Origin of the sequence: Bacillus sp. FSL M7-1345 (assembly GCF_038006985.1) — a bacterium.
Taxonomy (GTDB): domain Bacteria; phylum Bacillota; class Bacilli; order Bacillales; family Bacillaceae_G; genus Bacillus_A; species Bacillus_A cereus_U.
Window position 1 is genome coordinate 1293544 of sequence record NZ_JBBOWG010000001.1, and the last position, 17652, is coordinate 1311195.

Here is a 17652-nt window from a genome sequence, read left to right on the forward strand (position 1 = left end):
AAGAATTGTCTTTTTAAGATATAGAAACCAATGACCGTAATGGTTTTATTAGATGGGCATACGGTTCGCCAACGAGCATAACGGTTGTATCTTTTTTATAACCAAGTTTTTCATATAGTGAAAAAGCACGTTTGTTTTCTAAATTAACAAGTAAGGCAATTTTTTCATGACCTTTTTCAGTTGCATGAAGTTCAGCGGCATCGATTAATTTAGAGCCAATGCCACGTCCACTGTACATATTTGAAACTGACAACGTGTCAATATAATACTCATCAAGTTCAGCTTCTTTTTCTAACGTAATGGATTCATCTTCATGTAGTTCTCTTAAGTGGTGTACGATTGGTGCATCAAGTTGCTCAGCGTCACTACCGTGATAAACGACAATAACTCCAACTACTTTTCCATCTTGTTCAGCCACTAAACAGTTTTCATAGCTCAATCGATTATTTTCTTTTGCGAACCATGTTTCAAGTCCTAGTATTACTTTTGCTTCAATTGTGCTACCTGTGATTTTTTCAGCAATTTCGTGCAGAGCGTCATACAGTAAAGGTGCTACTCCTACCGCATCTGTCTTTTTTGCTTTCCGAATCATAGTATCCCTCCTAGTTCTATGTATATATTGTAGCATAAAATAAAATAACAAACAGTGGCTTGGAACTTTGTTATACAGAGCGTCAAAAAGTTTGATATAGAGAAGTAGCTATGTTAGTATATGATATTTAGTGCGAATATAATAAAGTGATATAGCTATAAAAATAATGAAAGTGAATTACATAATAGCAACGGGATAATTTTACCGTTGTCGACCTATAGAAGATGCGATAAAATAAACTATTGCAGAGAGGTGAAATACATGGATAAACAATTAGCAAATGCAATTTTGGATCAGCTGAAAAATGGTGAAATAAAGGAGTATGTTGCGACGAAAGATGTATTTTATACGTTCAGGGAAGTTGTTGTAAATCGAGAAGATTTTAAACATATTATCGGGAACGCACAGCGCGGTGGACAGGTAATTTATACATATTCAGAAACACCACGTTCATAAATAGAAGATAAAGGAGAGGAGAATTATGGGGGATTTTAAACAAGGCATCTTGCCACATTGGGATTACATGTGGAAAGATAGAGCTGGGAATAGGTTTATGGGAATGGTTATGTATCCAGAGAAACGAAAATGTTCAGCAAAAATGCTTCAGAAAATAAAAAGAGCACATGAGCAAGCAATAGAAATTAAAGTAACTGTACAAGTTCAACATACATATCAGTACGTAGAAGGAATGATTGTATACTTTGATGAAGAAGCTCCTGTATGCACAATGCTTGATAAAGATGAGAATCCACATCATATATTTGTAAAAGATATTTTGCGTATTGAGCACCCTGAATAATTTTTTTCATAAATAAATTGAAGTTCCATAATAATAATCTTTTTCTATAATAGTTATCTTTTAGTATGTAACGAGGAACGAAAGAGTATGTATAAATATTTAATAAAGTAAAGTTGATAAATGTAATCGTTTTTTGGAACAGATTATCGTTTAAGGTCTGTTCTTTTTTGCGTGATGCTGGAGAAATATATTACTCCAGCATTTACTGTTTTATGACAAAAAATATTGTTAACTTTTTTAAAAATAAGGTTAAATTCGTTGACAACTTTTTTGAAAAGCACTTTATTGACATGAGTTTTAGAATGTTGTTTCATAGTCTTTGTATTGAAAAAAATCGACGGTCATGTCGAAAAGTAAAAGTTAAAAAAAGAAAGAATTTATACATATATCTTGTGTCTTATTTTGAAACGTAATACAATATATAGAGAAATCAAGAAACGACATACAGAGAATATAGATTGGAGAGGGAGGGTCGGAAATGTTAGTTGCATATGATTCTATGACAGGAAACGTGAAGCGTTTCATCCACAAATTAAATATGCCGGCCGTTCAAATTGATGAAGCTCTAGTATTAGATGAAGACTTTATTCTTATTACGTATACAACAGGTTTTGGAAATGTACCGGAACGTGTTTTAGACTTTTTAGAACGCAATAATGAAAAATTAAAAGGCGTATCTGCAAGTGGCAATCGTAATTGGGGAGACATGTTTGGTGCAAGTGCTGACAAAATTTCTACTAAATATGAAGTGCCTATTGTATCAAAATTTGAGTTATCTGGAACAAATAATGATGTAGAATATTTTAAAGAAAGGGTGCGGGAGATTGCGACACATTGAACTGAATAATGAAATCACGCAAATGCAGGACGGTTTTTATCAGCTTCATAAAGATAAAGAGGCATTAGAAGTCTTTATGGAAGAAGCTAGAGAGAATACCGTTCATTTTAATAGCGTGGCAGAGCGAATGGAGTATATGAAAGAACATGATTACTATTACAACGTTCTGGACGAGTATAGCTTGGAGGAAGTAGAAGGAGTTTATAACATCGCTTATGGTGAAAACTTCGAGTTCCAATCTTATATGGCAGCATCTAAGTTCTATAAAGATTATGCGTTAAAAACGAATGATCAAAAACAATACTTAGAAAGCTATGAAGATCGTGTAGCAATTGTGTCATTATACTTAGGACGCGGTGATGTTGCGAAGGCAAAACAATTCGCAAGCATGATTGTAAAACAAAACTACCAACCAGCGACACCAACCTTTTTAAATGCGGGAAGAAGCAGAAGAGGAGAAATGGTGTCTTGTTTCTTGTTAGAGATGGACGATAGCTTAAATTCAATCGGTTTTAACATTAATACTGCGATGCAATTATCGAAAATCGGTGGTGGAGTAGCTTTAAACTTATCTAAGCTACGCGCACGTGGTGAGCAAATTAAAGGTATTGATAACGCCGCAAGTGGTGTAGTGCCTGTTATGAAATTGCTTGAAGATTCGTTTTCATATGCGAATCAACTTGGCCAACGAAAAGGTGCCGGCGCTGTATACTTAAACATTTTCCATTGGGATATTATAGAATTCCTTGATACAAAAAAAATAAATGCCGATGAGAAGAGCCGTATTCAGTCTCTATCAATCGGAATTATCATTCCAAGTAAGTTCTTTGAGCTTGCTAAGAAAAACGAACCTTTCCATGTTTTCGCGCCTTATACAGTATTTAAAGAGTACGGAAAACATTTAGATGATATAGATATCGACGAAATGTACGATGAATTAATGAGCAATCCGAAAGTGAAGAAGAAGCCACTAGATATTAGTGCGCGTGATATGCTTATTAAAATTGCTATGATTCAGCTTGAGTCTGGTTACCCATACTTAATGTTTAAATCAAATGCAAATAACCAGCATCCACTGAAGGATATTGGAACTGTGAAGATGTCGAACTTGTGTTAAATATGTAGCACCTTCTAGCAGAAATGCTAGTCGAAAACTCCGTTAAACGGGGAAAGCCTCAAGTTTGAGGTAACCTACCGTGCTAAATCTTATCTTAGAATGAAAATATAAAAGTTCAGAATGTATCTTATTATTTTGTATAGCAGAGTTATTGAACAACATAAAGTAATAAGAGACTTTCTGAAAGATTAAGATAAGTAAAAGCCTAACGACTATCCCATTTGGGAGTAGAGCGCAAGCGATTGGCGCTCGAAAAGCGGAGCACCTAACCAGGTAATGCTGTAGGTGATGATATAGTCTGTCCTGTATGGTGACATACAGCAGTTGCATAAGCAACGGACTGAGGAGTAGCGAACTCGGTTGAACATTCGAGACAGAAATCTTCCAGCTACAAGAAACTTCTGAAATAAATGATTACGGTACAGAAGACATTATCCGTCGTGATATTAACTGTAACTTAGGATCGTTAAATATCGTAAACGTAATGGAAAATAAAGAAATTCGTGAAGCAGTTCATGCGGGAATGGAAGCTTTAACAGCTGTTTCTGATATGACGATCATTCCGAATGCCCCAACTGTGAAAAAAGCAAATGATGAGCTTCATTCAGTTGGACTTGGAGCAATGAACTTACACGGATATTTAGCAAAAAATAAAATCGCTTATGAAAGTGCAGAAGCGAAAGAATTCGCTCGTACATTCTTTATGATGTTAAATTACTACTCGATTGAGAAAAGTATGGAAATCGCTAAAGAAAAAGGCGAGACATTTAAAGACTTCGATAAGTCTGATTATGCAAACGGCACATACTTTGAAAAGTATGAAACGACAGATTACAGCCCAGTAACTGAAAAAGTTCAGCAATTATTTGAAGGAATTCATATTCCAACAAAAGAAGATTGGACAAGTTTAAAAGAGCAAGTACAGAAGAATGGTTTATACAACTCATATCGTCTTGCAATCGCTCCGACACAATCGATCAGTTACGTTCAAAATGCAACTTCAAGCGTAATGCCAATCGTAAGTCAAATTGAATCAAGAACGTATGCGAATGCGACAACATATTATCCAATGCCGTATTTATCAAAAGATACGTTCTGGTACTATAAATCTTCTTACGATATGAATCAGTTTAAATTAATTGATTTAATTGCAGAGGTTCAAGAACATATTGACCAAGGAATTAGTACCATTCTTTATGTTAATAGTGATATTTCAACACGTGAGTTAGCACGTTACTACATTTATGCACATAAAAAAGGCTTGAAGAGTCTTTATTATACGAGAACACGTAAATTAAGCGTGGAAGAGTGCGTGGCTTGTACCGTTTAATATAAAAAGTGAGACATTATGAGCAGGGTTTTTCTGAACCCTGCTCATGCTTAGTTATCAATTTTTTATGTTTATTTAGAGAAGGGGCGATTTAATGCGTGCGGTAAACTGGAACAAAAAAGAAGATGATTTTAGTTTAATGTTTTGGAAGCAAAACATCGCTCAGTTTTGGACAGAAGAAGAAATCGCAGTGTCTTCTGACAAAAATACTTGGGCACAATTATCAAAAGAAGAGCAAATTGCTTATAAGCGTGTATTAGGTGGTTTAACACTTTTAGATACGAAACAAGGCGGCGAAGGGATGCCGCTTGTACTTGTTCATCTTGAAAATTTACAAGCGAAAAGTGTATTAGCTTTCATGGGCGCTATGGAAGAAGTACATGCGAAGAGTTACAGCCATATTTTCACAACGTTAGCTACTGAAGAAGAAATTGATGATATTTTTGAATGGGTAGATAACCATCCATTACTTGAGAAAAAAGCTGGTATTGTTACTAGTTACTATCGTCGCTTATTAAAGCCTGAAGTAACGAAAAAAGAGTTATACATGGCAATGGTAGCAAGTGTGTTCTTAGAAAGTTACTTATTCTATAGTGGATTCTTCTATCCACTTTACTTAGCGGGTCAAGGTAAATTGACGGCAAGTGGTGAGATTATTAACCTAATAATTCGTGACGAGTCAATTCACGGCGTATTCGTTGGTATTTTAGCACAACAAATCTTCACAGAACTTTCTGCAGAAGAGCAACAAGAAGTACAAACGGAAACGCAAGAGTTATTAATGGAACTGTATGAAATTGAATTGGCATATACAGAAGAAATTTACACTTCTATCGGTCTTGTAGAGGATGTAAATCGTTTCGTTCGTTACAATGCGAATAAAGGACTTATGAACTTAGGACTTGAGCCGAAGTTTGAGGAAGAAGAAATTAACCCAATCGTTTTAAATGGTTTACGTACAGATACGAAAAACCATGACTTCTTCTCTGTAAAAGGAAATGGTTACGTAAAAGCAACGAATGTTGAAAAGTTAGCAGACGATGACTTCGTATTCAATTTTTAATATAGTGTTATAGAAAAAGCTGTCTTTATAGAAAAGACAGCTTTTTTGCTATGAATAGTTTACATAATGTTATTATTTCATGGAAATATTTTAATCTTGTAAAAGCCCAATTTTTGAGGAAGTGGGAATAAAAAAACAAGGATTAAAGTTTTATTTTTCATATTTAGTCGTATGAGAGATTGAATAACTTATGCCAAAATGAATAAAAAAGGAGAAGAAATGAGACCAAACTCCACCTATACGTTCTTTTTACTATTGAATTTTTAAATGCTAGAAATTTTGGCTTAAAAATTGCATGAATATTTAAAAAGTAAAGAAAAGGGAGGTAATATCCGGTGTGATATACAGTTATTTGAAAACGCTTCCTTTTAACTGTCGATTTTTAAATGGAAATTAGATAGAGAAAGTAGGGGGAATGATAGGTGGGAAAAGTAGTTGGTTTAAAACGTTCATTAGGGCTTTGGTCAATTGTTATGCTAGGGGTCGGGTATATGACACCGATGGTTGGGTTTGATACATTTGGAATCGTTTCTGAAAAAACGGGTGGTCATGTTCCAGGAGCTTATCTTATTGCATTAGCGGGGATGTTGTTTACCGCTGCAAGCTACGGCAAAATGGTAAAGGCTTTTCCTACCGCAGGATCTGCTTATACGTATACACAGAAGACAATTAGTGCAAGGCTTGGGTTTCTTGTTGGATGGTCCGCGTTATTGGATTATTTGTTTCTACCAATGGTGAATGCACTATTAACGAGAATTTATATGTCAGCATTTTTCCCAAGTGTTCCTAGTTGGGTATGGGTCATTGGCTTTGTTCTCCTTGTTACATTAATAAATATGATTAGCGTAAATGTTACTGCTAATTTCAATACGTTCTTAGTAATATTTCAAGTGTTAGTAATGGCCGTATTTGTTTTTCTAGTTATAAAAGGCTTATTAGCGGGAGAGGGAACAGGAGAAGTTTTTTCCATTCAGCCGTTTTTTCAATCAGATATACAAATATCACCGTTAGTTGCAGGTGCAACAATTCTTTGTTTCTCATTTTTAGGTTTTGATGCAGTAACTACATTTTCAGAAGAGACACCAAACGCCAAGAAAACAATTCCTCGAGCTATTTTTCTTACTGCTTTAATCGGCGGAGTTTTATTCATTACTACAACGTATTTTACACAATCTATGTTTCCAGATACATCTGTATTTAAAAATCAAGAATCAGCATCTCCAGAAATTGCGCTATATGTTGGTGGGAAATTATTTCAAGCTTTCTTTTTAGTAGGAACCCTTATGGGGACACTTGCGTCTGGTTTAGCTTCTCATACAAGTGTATCCAGGTTATTATACGTAATGGGGCGAGATAATGTAATTCCGAAGAAAATATTCGGGTACATTCATCCTCGCTGGCGAACTCCAGTATATAATATTATTTTTGTAGGAATTATTTCGCTCTTCGCTATATTCATTGATTTAGAAACAGCAGCATCTCTTATTAACTTTGGAGCGCTTATTGCATTTACATTTGTTAATTTATCTGTGATTTCTTACTATATAATCAAGAAAAAAAGATATAAAACGATAAAAGATTTCTTAAATTACCTAGTTATGCCTATTTTGGGTGCTGCTACTGTAGCAGTACTATGGTTTAACCTCAATATCCATTCACTTATTTTGGGACTTTGCTGGGCTGCTATTGGAATTGGATACCTTCTATATATTACGAACATGTTTCGTTCAGCTCCTCCGCAAATGCATTTTGAAGAAGTACAGGAAATATAAAGTGAAACTATAATCAGTGGGGGTTTTGTTCATCCCCCACTGATTATTAGCCCTCACCAATCGGGCGTTTACGGGCAGTTGATCTCCACCTAAATTCTTTGCTCCAGCCGAATTTTGAGGTGGGAGTTTTACTGCCCACAAATAGCGGGATAAAAAAGCAAAAGACATCGGGAATGGATCCGATGTTTTTTGCTTTGAAGATCATGTAACCAATGCAGTATTGCATAATTCATTCAACGATTCATAAGGAAGAGGGGCAAGTCTAGGGAGGATGGCTGATAAATGATGGTCAACATGGTATTTTCATTTGGCACAATTATTGCTTTGTACAATTAGTAAAAATATAAAAGCGGGGTGTTTTCAGTAACAAAGGTTAGAAGAACAATATTAATAGAATAAAAGAAAGGGATGATTGATTGTGTATTATGATATTATTACGAGCCCATGTTATGGAATAATTGAAAAAGTGTCTATTAATAAGGATTCTCGAATTTATGAATGGGAGCCATTATTCTCTATTAAAGATATGAATGGTAAACTGGAAGTAATTAAGATGGGATGTAGTGGAGAAGTTCAATCTTTAGAAGTAGAGGCAGGAGATAAAGTAATTCCAGGCATGGTATTAGCTTATATTCAAGAAGATCTTTTCGTTAATGGTAGTGATTAATAATAGAACAATGAGGAAGATGGAGGCGTTCATCTTCCTTTTTTTATTAAGTAAAGGAAAAAACGTTTTATTTTCAGATTAATTAAAAAAATCTGTTTTTAATGTTACAATACAAATTAAATAGTTCAAAGGAGGAATAGCAACATGTTTTCCATTGCTCATAAAAAAATTAGACCTATTGTTTCTCTACCTATCGATCAATCTGAAAAGGAATGGAATATAGATGTTAAAAATATAAAAGAATCTTTTCTATTTTTAAAAAGAGAGGAGAAATTATTTGCATACGTTCATGTGAAGGATCTGCTATCAAATAGTAAGGGATTAACTTCTAAGGTATTGCTTTCAAATGCTGTTTCACTAGATACAATATGTCATCTTAGTAAAGATATTTCTTTAACAGCTCTTTTTCAAATTATTGGAGCGCCGATTGCGATAGTAAAAAATGAAATGGATGAGCTAACAGGATATTTAAGAAGAGAGGATGTTTTTGCAGAACTATTTAAACAAGAAAATCAGAGTGTTGATATATTGAAAATTATTTTAACGTCTATTCCAATGGGGATTTTTGTAGTAGATCGTGAAAAGAAAATTGTAAATTGCAATGAGTCTGGTTTGAAGATGATTAAATCGACTCCTGAAAAAGTTATGAATGTACCAGCAGAACTGATTTTTAATGAAGAGCACATTAATAACGTATTTACAACGGGAAAAACGATCTTGAATCAATTACAAATCACAAATGAGATGGGTGTATTAGTTGACTATAGTCCGATTCCAAACTTTGATCAAAGTATTGAAGGAATGGTTATTATTGTGCAAGATTTGCCGATGGTCGAGGACATGGCGATGGAAATTGAATATATAAAGGATTTAAATAAAGATTTACATGCAATCTTGTCTAGTATTTATGATGAAATATTAGTTGTTAATCATAAAGGGGAATTAATTCGTTATAGTGAAACGGTTATCAATGATTTTTGGGGGAGGAATTTGAAAGACCTTTTAGGAAAAAATCTTTTAGACTTAGAAAAGAAAGGATTATTTAGTCCATCTGTTACGCGATTAGTGTTGGAAAAACAAAAAAAGGTATCAATTGTACAAGAAACAAAAAGCGGAAGAAAAATATTAGCAGTTGGAAACCCTGTATTTAATGAAAACGGAGAGCTTCATCGTATTATTATTGCCTCAAGGGATATTACCGAAGCAACGAGATTGAAGACGGAATTACATGAAATAAAGAAGATATCAGAGCAATATAAGAAGGAGCTAGATGACTTTAAAAATAAAGATCGTTTTCTTAAGAAGCTTATTTACTGTAGTCCGAAAATGGAGCAAATTATTAACCAAGCTAAAAAAATAGCAGATTTTTCTTCCAATGTTCTTATTTCTGGAGAATCTGGCGTGGGAAAAGAAGTAATTGCTCAGGCAATTCATCAACTTGGAAACCGATCTTCAAAGCCATTTTTAAAATTAAATTGTGGTGCAATTCCAGAAACTTTGTTAGAAAGTGAACTATTTGGTTATACGAAAGGTGCTTTTACAGGAGCCGATAAAAATGGAAAAGAAGGATATTTTAAGCGGGCTGATCAAGGTATTTTATTTTTAGATGAAATTGGAGAAATGCCTTTACATTTGCAAGTGAAATTGCTTAGAGTCTTGCAAGAACAAGAAGTAATTCCTATTGGAAGTACAGTACCTACGAAAATAAATGTACAAATTATTGCTGCTACAAATAAGAGTCTTGAAAAGATGGTGGAATCTGGAACATTCCGTGAAGATTTGTTTTATCGCCTTAATGTAATTCCGTTGCGAGTTCCTCCTCTACGAGAGCGAATGGAAGATGTTCCGGTACTTGCCTTTCATTTTTTGCAACAGTTAAATGAAAAATATAATAAAAATTATCATTTAACTCCAGATGCGCTTAGCTTACTAGAGTTTTACTCATGGCCAGGAAATGTACGTGAATTACAAAATATGATTGAACGTTTAGTAGTATCAGCAGACGATCCAGTAATTGAAGCGGAGTTTGTTAGTAAGTTTTTAACCCCTGGTTATGACTTTAAAAAATCAAAACCAGTTATTACAAGAGTATTACCATTACAAGAAGCACTACATTCTGTAGAAGAACAATTGATTTTACTTGCAATGAAGCAGTATAAAACAACGACTAAGGCTGCAAAAGCTCTTGGAATCAGCCAATCTTCAGTGAGTCGTAAATATCAAAAAATTGTTAGTGAAAAAGGGATAGCGGCTGATATCATCTCTTATTCCTAAAAAAGGAGAAGGTCACATAGACTTCTCCTTTTTGTGTGCGCCCAGCATGTACATATTCTCTAGGGTTCAAGTCCGGGGTCATGAAGGCGGTAGCGGAAATGATTAACGTTCTGTTTTATGCAAAATGGAATAGCGTATGCAGGGGTGCATAAATTGTTTGTTGTTTTTAAGAAAATAGTCAGTTTATCCCGCTATTTGTGGGCAGTAAAACTCCCACCTCAAAATTCAGGTGGAGCAAAGAAGTTAGGTGGGAGCCCTGCTGCCTGTAAACGCCCGATTGGTGAGGGCTAATAATCAGTGGGGGATGAACAAAACCCCCACTGATTAAAGTTTCACTTTATGTATGATTCCTTTGAATTTTAAATATTGGCATGAAATTTGCTTATAAATATATAAACGATCGATAAAGGAGGATTCAATATAGTGCTAGATTTAAAAATGTATGTAAACGGTGAATGGAGAGACTCTAGTAATCAAGAGAAACGAACGATTATTAACCCTGCGAATGGCAAGGGTATAGCATATGCACCTGAGGGAACGATTGAGGATGCAAAATACGCGATAGAAGTGGCAAGAGCGGCTTTCGATAGCGGAATTTGGTCAGAGACATCCACTGCTGAAAGGGCATCATATTTATTTAAAATAGCAGATGAAATTGATAAAAATATGGAAGAATTAGTATACCTTGAAACAATGGATAATGGAAAAACGTACCGTGAGGCAGAAGGAGATATTGGAGATGCAGCGGCTTGTTTTCGCTATTATGCCGGATTGATTACAAAGCCAGATGGTCAAACATATCATGTAGCCGATCCGATGCAAGCGATGGTTGTAAGAGAGCCAGTTGGTGTTTGTGGATTAATTGTTCCATGGAATTATCCGCTATTGATGAGTGTATGGAAAATTGCACCTGCTTTAGCAGCTGGAAATACAATTGTGTTTAAACCTTCTGAAGTGACACCAATCACTGCAACAAAGCTATTCGAAATCCTTGAAAAAGTAGGGATACCAAAAGGTGTTGCCAATATGGTAATGGGGGCCGGTCCAATAGTAGGAAATGAAATTGCAGCGAGTAATAAAGTGGACATGATTTCCTTTACAGGTGGAACAAAAACAGGTAAGCACATTATGAGAACAGCGGCAGATAATATGAAAAAGATTTCGTTAGAACTTGGAGGGAAATCTCCAAATATTATTTTTGCAGATGCAGATTTTGAGACCGCTATTGATTATGCTCTATTCGGTATTTATGCAGGTAGCGGACAAGTATGTTCAGCAGGATCAAGAATCCTTGTAGAAGAAAAGATTTATGATAAATTTGTTAATAGTTTTGTAGAGCGAGCACAGCAAATTAACGTTGGGCCTGGTGATAATCCAGAATCAGAAATGGGGCCACTTGTAAGTCAAGAACATATGGAAAAAGTATTACGTTATATTGAAATTGGGAAAGACGAAGGTGCAAACGTTGCTTGCGGAGGTAGACGAATAATGGAGGATGGAAAAGGTGATGGTTTCTTTATTGAACCAACAGTCTTTGTCAATGTAAAACCTGATATGCGTATTGTCCAGGAAGAAATCTTCGGTCCTGTTGTAGTAATTCAAAAGTTTAAAGACGAACAGGAAGCAATTGAGTTGGCAAACGGTACAGACTATGGTTTGGCTGGAGGGGTATTTACAGTTGATGGTGCAAAAGCAATGCGTGTGATTCGCAAACTTCGCGCAGGAATTACGTGGATTAATAGCTATCATCCAACATACAATGAGGCACCTTGGGGCGGATATAAGCAAAGTGGTATAGGTCGTAGTCTAGGAACGTTTGGTTTAGAAGAATTTCAAGAAATTAAGCAGATTAATATAAATCTAGAAGTAGAACCAATAGGCTGGTTTGCAAATAAAAAAAATGTAGGAGTGAAATAGATGGGAACGAACGTAGAAAATAAATTGAATGAGAAAGATGTAAAAGGTTCAAATGTAAATGAGTATATTACGAAAGTACTACAGTTAATTGAAAAAGAAAAGGTTACTGAAGAAGAGGCGAACTGGATTCAAAAAGAAACAGTAGATGGATTTAGAGAGCATGTAAACCCTGGTTTTCTTGCTTATAGAAAAACAGTAACAAAAGATGGACAATTTGCAGCAGTAGAATGGTCAGATGAAGGATCTTGTTTCATGGATATTAACGGTAAAAGGTATATTGACTGTTTAGGTGGATTTGGAATTTATAATGTTGGTCACCGTAATCCGAAAGTGGTAAAAGCTGTGACAGATCAATTAAAACGTCAAGCATTGCACAGTCAGGATTTACTGGATCCACTTCGAGCAATGCTTGCAAAGATTTTAGCGGATATTACACCGGGTGATTTGAAATATTCCTTCTTTACAAACAGTGGTACAGAAAGTGTGGAGGCAGCATTAAAACTAGCAAAAATGTATAGTGAACGAACAACTTTCATTGCTACAACTCGTGCCTTCCATGGTAAGAGTCTTGGTTCCTTATCAGGAACGGCAAAAGGAATGTTCCGTAAGCCATTCTTACCATTGATTCCGGGTTTTCGTCACGTTCCATTTGGCGACATTGATATGATGAGAAAAACATTTGAGACATGTGCATTAGTAGGAGAAGATGTTGCAGCAGTTATTTTAGAACCAATTCAAGGAGAGGGCGGTATTATTTTACCTCCAGAAAATTATTTGAAACAAGTACGAGAGCTTTGTGATGAGTTTGGATCACTCCTTATTTTTGATGAAGTACAAACTGGAATGGGACGTACAGGAAAAATGTTTGCTGCAGAATTATATGATGTAGTGCCGGATATTATTTGTCTTGCGAAGGCGTTTGGTGGAGGTGTAATGCCGGCGGGAGCTATTGTTGCGAAAGAAGATGTATTCAAAAGTTGGTTTGAAAATCCATTTATGCATACAACAACATTTGGAGGAAATCCTCTTGCATGTGCTGCTGCAATTGCAACAATTCATGTATTATTGGAAGAGAAATTACCGGAACGAGCTATGGAAGTTGGGGAGTATTTCTTAAATGGATTGAAACAAGCAGCAGAAGGGCACGAAGATAAAATCTTTGAAATTCGTGGTCAAGGTTTAATGATTGGGATTGAATTCCATAAAGACGAGATTGGTTATGAAGTGTCAAAGGCGATGTTTGATCAAGGAATTCTTGTTGCGGGTACATTAATTAACTCAAAAACAATTCGTATTGAACCATCCCTTACAATTAGTTATGAAGAAGTAGATACAGTGATTAATACGTTTAAATCTGTGCTAAATCAAGTAAAAGTAAAATGAATTTAAATTCAAACGAGTAATATATTTATATGTTATTACAGAAAGGCAGTGTAACGAAAAGTTACACTGCCTTTTTATTACATTTTTAATTGGAAGTATTTACATGAAGTTTGTCTTAGTGTACTATTTAACTAACACACTAAGACAGGAGGGGAGAAATGAAAATCGAGTTTTCTCCAAACACACCAATTTACATTCAAGTAATGGAATACGTAAAAAAGGAAATTGTAACAGGACATTTATTGTCTGGTGATAAAATTCCCTCCGTACGTGAATTAGCGAGTGAATTGCAAGTAAATCCAAATACGATTCAGCGTACATTTCAAGAATTAGAGCGAGATGGAGTTGTTGTAACACGTAGAGGAATGGGGCGATATGTAACGAATGAAGGGGAGAAAATTATGGATCTGCGAAAAGATATGGCGAAAGAATTACTTCATTCTTTTATAGATGGAATGGACAATTTAGGTTTTTCAGAAGAAGAAATTCTTTCAATTCTTCGTTCTTCATTACATGAGACAAGGGAGGAGAACGAATGACAGAGCTATTAAAAATAGAAAATCTATGGAAGCGATATGGATTGAAAGCAGTAATCCGGAAATTAAACATAGAGATTACAGAAGGGAAAATTGTTGGGCTTGTTGGGGATAACGGGAGCGGGAAAACGACGTTATTGAAAATGATTGCAGGCCTGCAGCATCCTTCAGAAGGTAGTATAGCAATTAACGGTAAAAAAGTAGGGTTAGAGACGAAAGAAATCGTTTCATTTATGTCTGATAAGCCAGTCTTTGATGATTGGATGACGGTAAAAGATTCTTTATTTTTCTATCGAGATTTTTATAAAGACTTCGACATTCAAAAAGCGGTAGATACGATTGCGGAATTTAAAATACCGTTAGAAGAAAAAATTACAGCTTTATCAAAAGGTATGGTTGAAAAGCTACAAATTATTTTAACATTTTCGAGGAAAGCGAAGTTATACGTACTAGATGAACCGCTTGGCGGGATTGATCTCGTTTCTAGAGAGCACGTATTGGATCTCATTCTACAATTTTATAGAGAAGATTGTACGATACTAATCTCAACTCATTTAATAAATGAAGTTGAAAATATTTTTGATGAAGTAATCTTTTTAAAAGATGGAGAAATTGTATTGTATGAAAATGTGGAAGAGCTACGTTTTCAGAGAGGGAAAGCAGTTCATGAATTGTTTAAGGAGGTGTTTAGTAAGTGAAGTCGTTACTTTCTTATTTATGGAATGTGAATAAGAAAAAATATATTGTTACTTTTTTAATTTTTGTGTTAATTGAAGCGATTTTATTTTCACAAATGATTGTAAAAAAGAGTGAAACAGCTGTGATAAAACAAGAAGCGATATTCGGATTTATTATTATGATCTTCATATTTTATGTATTGTATATGTTTTTACAAACGATGAAGTCGTGTTCACGTTTACTAACAAATCCATTGCTACGGGTTACAGCGATATCTGGGAAACAATATGTTTTTTCTATCCTTATCTTCTTTTTTATTGTAATGGCTATATGGCATGGAATATGTGGAATTCTTTTCTATGTGGGTTATGTATTAGCATTTCCTACGACGTATGTATATATAGATGCAAAAGAGGTTATGCAAGCAGGTATAATAAATAATTTAATATACACAATGAGTGATTTGTTTGAATTTTCATTTGCGGTGTTACAAATTTTATTAGCAGTTACTCTCGTTAAATTGCTTACTAAGAAGAAGAAGATACAAAATATAATGATTGTCATTATTTCTCTAATAGTAAGTATATCGATTACTTTAGTGACAACATTGCTAGGAAAATTAGCTCCAGCTTTCCAAGGGTTGCGAAGAGTAGAATATCGTAGTGAAAGTGACAATCTGTTTATTGATATGTTTCAAGAAAATGGATTTAATATGTTTAATATAAGTTTTATGATAATTGTTAGTGCCTTACTAGTATATGTAATTGCTTATATCATCGACAAAAAACTAGAAGTCTAAAGGAGGAGTCAGCATTGGGAAACGTAGTAGTGAAATTAGAAAATGTTCGAAAAAAGATTGGTCAGACAGAAATTATTCGGGGCTTATCATTTGAGGTTCAAGAAGGAGAAGTATACGGGTTCCTTGGACCGAACGGTAGTGGTAAGACGATGACAATTCGTATGATGACAGGTCTTATTTCGATGACAGAAGGTGATATTACAATTTGTGGCCATAGTATTCGCACAGAGCGTGAAAAGGCGCTAGAGCAAATTGGAGCGATTGTAGAAAATCCCGAGCTATATGATTATATGACAGGAATGCAAAACTTAAAGCAGTTTGCAAACATGGCAATTACCCCAATTAGTAAAGAGCGTATCGCTGAAATTATAAAGCTTGTTGATTTAGAGCATGCCATTCATAAAAAGGTGAAAACATATTCACTTGGAATGAAACAACGCCTAGGAATCGCACAAGCGTTACTTCATCAGCCAAAAATATTAATTTTAGATGAACCGACAAATGGATTAGATCCAGCTGGTATTCGCCAAATTCGTGACTATTTACAACGATTAGCGAAGGAAGAAAATATTGCAGTCATTGTATCAAGTCATTTATTAAGTGAAATTGAATTAATGTGTGACCGCGTCGTTATTATAAAGCAAGGTGAGTTTGTGCAAGAGTATAACTTACATGAACAAGCGAAGCATGATGAAACGGTAGTTGTAGCGTTTGAAGTAGATCAAGTTCAGAAAGCAAATGAAATCATTAAAGGTAAGGAACAAGGGAATGTAATTGTGACACCTATAATGAAAGAAGAGATTCCGCAAATTGTAAAAGAGCTAGTAAATGCTGATGTACTCGTATATGGTGTTACTGTTCAAAATAAAACGTTAGAGGATGAATTCTTAGCGATTACAGGGGGAGTGAAAGCGTAATGTTTAAATTAATTCAAAATGAATTTTTGAAGTTACATGCGAAAAAAGGTATGTATATTTTAATAGGTGTAATTGCAGCATTGGAGATTTTGGGAGTTTTAGCGATGCTGAAATGGGGCGGAGGACATGAGTTTAAAGGATCATATTTAGATTTTGTAAGTTCAGAGATTGGTTTAATTACCTTGTTTGCAACAATTTTTGGAATTACGATTGCTTCTCGTACAATTACTGATGAGTTTCAAAAAGGTACAATTAAGCAGTTATTAATCCGTCCTAGAAAACGAATTACAGTTTTGTTCTCTAAATATATTACAGTGTTACTTACTATATTATTTATCATATTTGCTAGCACGTTAATCGCAATGATTATTGGTGGGATTGTAATGGATGGTAGTAAAACAGAATTAACGTTAGGAATCATAATGAAGTCCATTTTATATCAAGTACTTTCACCGTTCTTCTTTGCAACTCTTGCCTTTTTCTTGGCAAACGTATTTAGAAAGTCTGTATTACCATTAATTATTACGTTGTTCCTATTTTTCTTGCAAGGAGCAATTAATATGGTGCTAATAATGTTTGCTAAAGGTGTAGCGAAATTTGTTGTGTTCTTCCATTTAAATTTAAGTGTTTACGACAGCAATAAATTAGTAAGTGGCGGAGTAGAACCACCATTTACAGAATTTACGTTTACAACTTCATTGTTACTTGTAGTTGCATACTTTGCAGTATTACTTGTAGCATCAAGTGTATTATTCAAAAAACGTGACGTATTATAATAGAAAAAATCCCCGTGTTAACGGGGATTTTTATTAACCAAATTTTTTTGATTTATATAGTTTTTAAGTGTGGCAAATACATATTTACTTAGGAATATAATTGTAACTAAGTTGAAGAACATCGATATCGTATATCAAATAAGGTCGTTATTATATAATTTAATAGATATGTTGTCCGAAATTATTTGAGAAAA

At 34.7% G+C, this 17652-nt stretch carries 16 protein-coding genes and 1 pseudogene; 16 read left to right on the forward strand and 1 reads right to left on the reverse strand.

Going from position 1 to position 17652, the window contains the following annotated elements; all coding sequences use genetic code 11:
• Positions 1–13 precede the first annotated feature (13 nt).
• Positions 14–592 (reverse strand): GNAT family N-acetyltransferase, encoded by a 579-nt coding sequence (locus MHB76_RS06715; RefSeq protein ID WP_002158723.1) that lies wholly within the window; start codon positions 590–592, stop codon positions 14–16.
• A gap of 261 nt (positions 593–853) precedes the next feature.
• Between MHB76_RS06715 and MHB76_RS06720 the strand changes: the two genes are divergently transcribed.
• The 16 genes and pseudogenes from MHB76_RS06720 (at position 854) to MHB76_RS06795 (ending at position 17458) form a co-directional block, all read left to right on the forward strand.
• Positions 854–1048, forward strand: a complete 195-nt coding sequence (locus MHB76_RS06720; protein ID WP_002149609.1) for a hypothetical protein — start codon at positions 854–856, stop codon at positions 1046–1048.
• Positions 1049–1073: 25 nt separating this feature from the next.
• Positions 1074–1391 carry a hypothetical protein gene (locus tag MHB76_RS06725; protein ID WP_078173250.1) on the forward strand — a complete coding sequence of 106 codons (318 nt, stop codon included), beginning with the start codon at positions 1074–1076 and terminating at the stop codon, positions 1389–1391.
• 478 nt (positions 1392–1869) lie between these two features.
• Entirely contained in the window at positions 1870–2229 is a 360-nt protein-coding gene (gene nrdI / locus MHB76_RS06730; protein ID WP_000959445.1) for a class Ib ribonucleoside-diphosphate reductase assembly flavoprotein NrdI, read from the forward strand.
• Positions 2216–3343: pseudogene (locus MHB76_RS06735) on the forward strand (ribonucleotide reductase N-terminal alpha domain-containing protein); the annotation flags it as partial. The gene nrdI and the pseudogene MHB76_RS06735, both read left to right, overlap by 14 nt.
• Before the next feature lie 382 nt (positions 3344–3725).
• Complete coding sequence (locus MHB76_RS06740; RefSeq protein WP_307838605.1) at positions 3726–4676, forward strand: ribonucleotide reductase; 951 nt, start codon at positions 3726–3728, stop codon at positions 4674–4676.
• A 94-nt stretch (positions 4677–4770) separates the two neighbouring features.
• Positions 4771–5739 (forward strand): class 1b ribonucleoside-diphosphate reductase subunit beta, encoded by a 969-nt coding sequence (nrdF, locus tag MHB76_RS06745; protein WP_002011508.1) that lies wholly within the window; start codon positions 4771–4773, stop codon positions 5737–5739.
• 422 nt (positions 5740–6161) lie between these two features.
• Positions 6162–7511: an APC family permease gene (locus MHB76_RS06750; protein ID WP_078173248.1), complete on the forward strand. Its 1350-nt coding sequence runs from the start codon at positions 6162–6164 to the stop codon at positions 7509–7511.
• A 418-nt stretch (positions 7512–7929) separates the two neighbouring features.
• Complete coding sequence (locus tag MHB76_RS06755) at positions 7930–8178, forward strand: hypothetical protein (protein WP_078173247.1); 249 nt, start codon at positions 7930–7932, stop codon at positions 8176–8178.
• Positions 8179–8322: 144 nt separating this feature from the next.
• Positions 8323–10452, forward strand: a complete 2130-nt coding sequence (locus tag MHB76_RS06760) for a sigma 54-interacting transcriptional regulator (protein ID WP_078173246.1) — start codon at positions 8323–8325, stop codon at positions 10450–10452.
• A gap of 423 nt (positions 10453–10875) precedes the next feature.
• Complete coding sequence (locus tag MHB76_RS06765) at positions 10876–12369, forward strand: aldehyde dehydrogenase family protein (RefSeq protein WP_078173245.1); 1494 nt, start codon at positions 10876–10878, stop codon at positions 12367–12369.
• Positions 12370–13752, forward strand: coding sequence for a putrescine aminotransferase (locus tag MHB76_RS06770; protein WP_078173244.1), 1383 nt, complete (start codon positions 12370–12372; stop codon positions 13750–13752).
• Between the two features lie 158 nt (positions 13753–13910).
• The gene (locus MHB76_RS06775; RefSeq protein ID WP_078173243.1) at positions 13911–14291 is read left to right on the forward strand and encodes a GntR family transcriptional regulator; all 381 of its coding nucleotides are present in this window, start codon (positions 13911–13913) and stop codon (positions 14289–14291) included.
• Positions 14288–14986: an ABC transporter ATP-binding protein gene (locus tag MHB76_RS06780; RefSeq protein ID WP_078173242.1), complete on the forward strand. Its 699-nt coding sequence runs from the start codon at positions 14288–14290 to the stop codon at positions 14984–14986. The genes MHB76_RS06775 and MHB76_RS06780 overlap by 4 nt, the downstream gene beginning before the upstream one ends.
• The gene (locus MHB76_RS06785) at positions 14983–15765 is read left to right on the forward strand and encodes an ABC transporter permease (protein WP_078173241.1); all 783 of its coding nucleotides are present in this window, start codon (positions 14983–14985) and stop codon (positions 15763–15765) included. Before MHB76_RS06780 ends, MHB76_RS06785 begins: the two co-directional genes overlap by 4 nt.
• Positions 15766–15779: 14 nt before the next feature.
• On the forward strand, positions 15780–16682 hold the full coding sequence (locus MHB76_RS06790; protein WP_340986052.1) for an ABC transporter ATP-binding protein: 903 nt from the start codon (positions 15780–15782) through the stop codon (positions 16680–16682).
• Positions 16682–17458 carry an ABC transporter permease gene (locus tag MHB76_RS06795; protein WP_199710329.1) on the forward strand — a complete coding sequence of 259 codons (777 nt, stop codon included), beginning with the start codon at positions 16682–16684 and terminating at the stop codon, positions 17456–17458. The genes MHB76_RS06790 and MHB76_RS06795 overlap by 1 nt, the downstream gene beginning before the upstream one ends.
• The last annotated feature ends 194 nt before the right edge of the window (positions 17459–17652 follow it).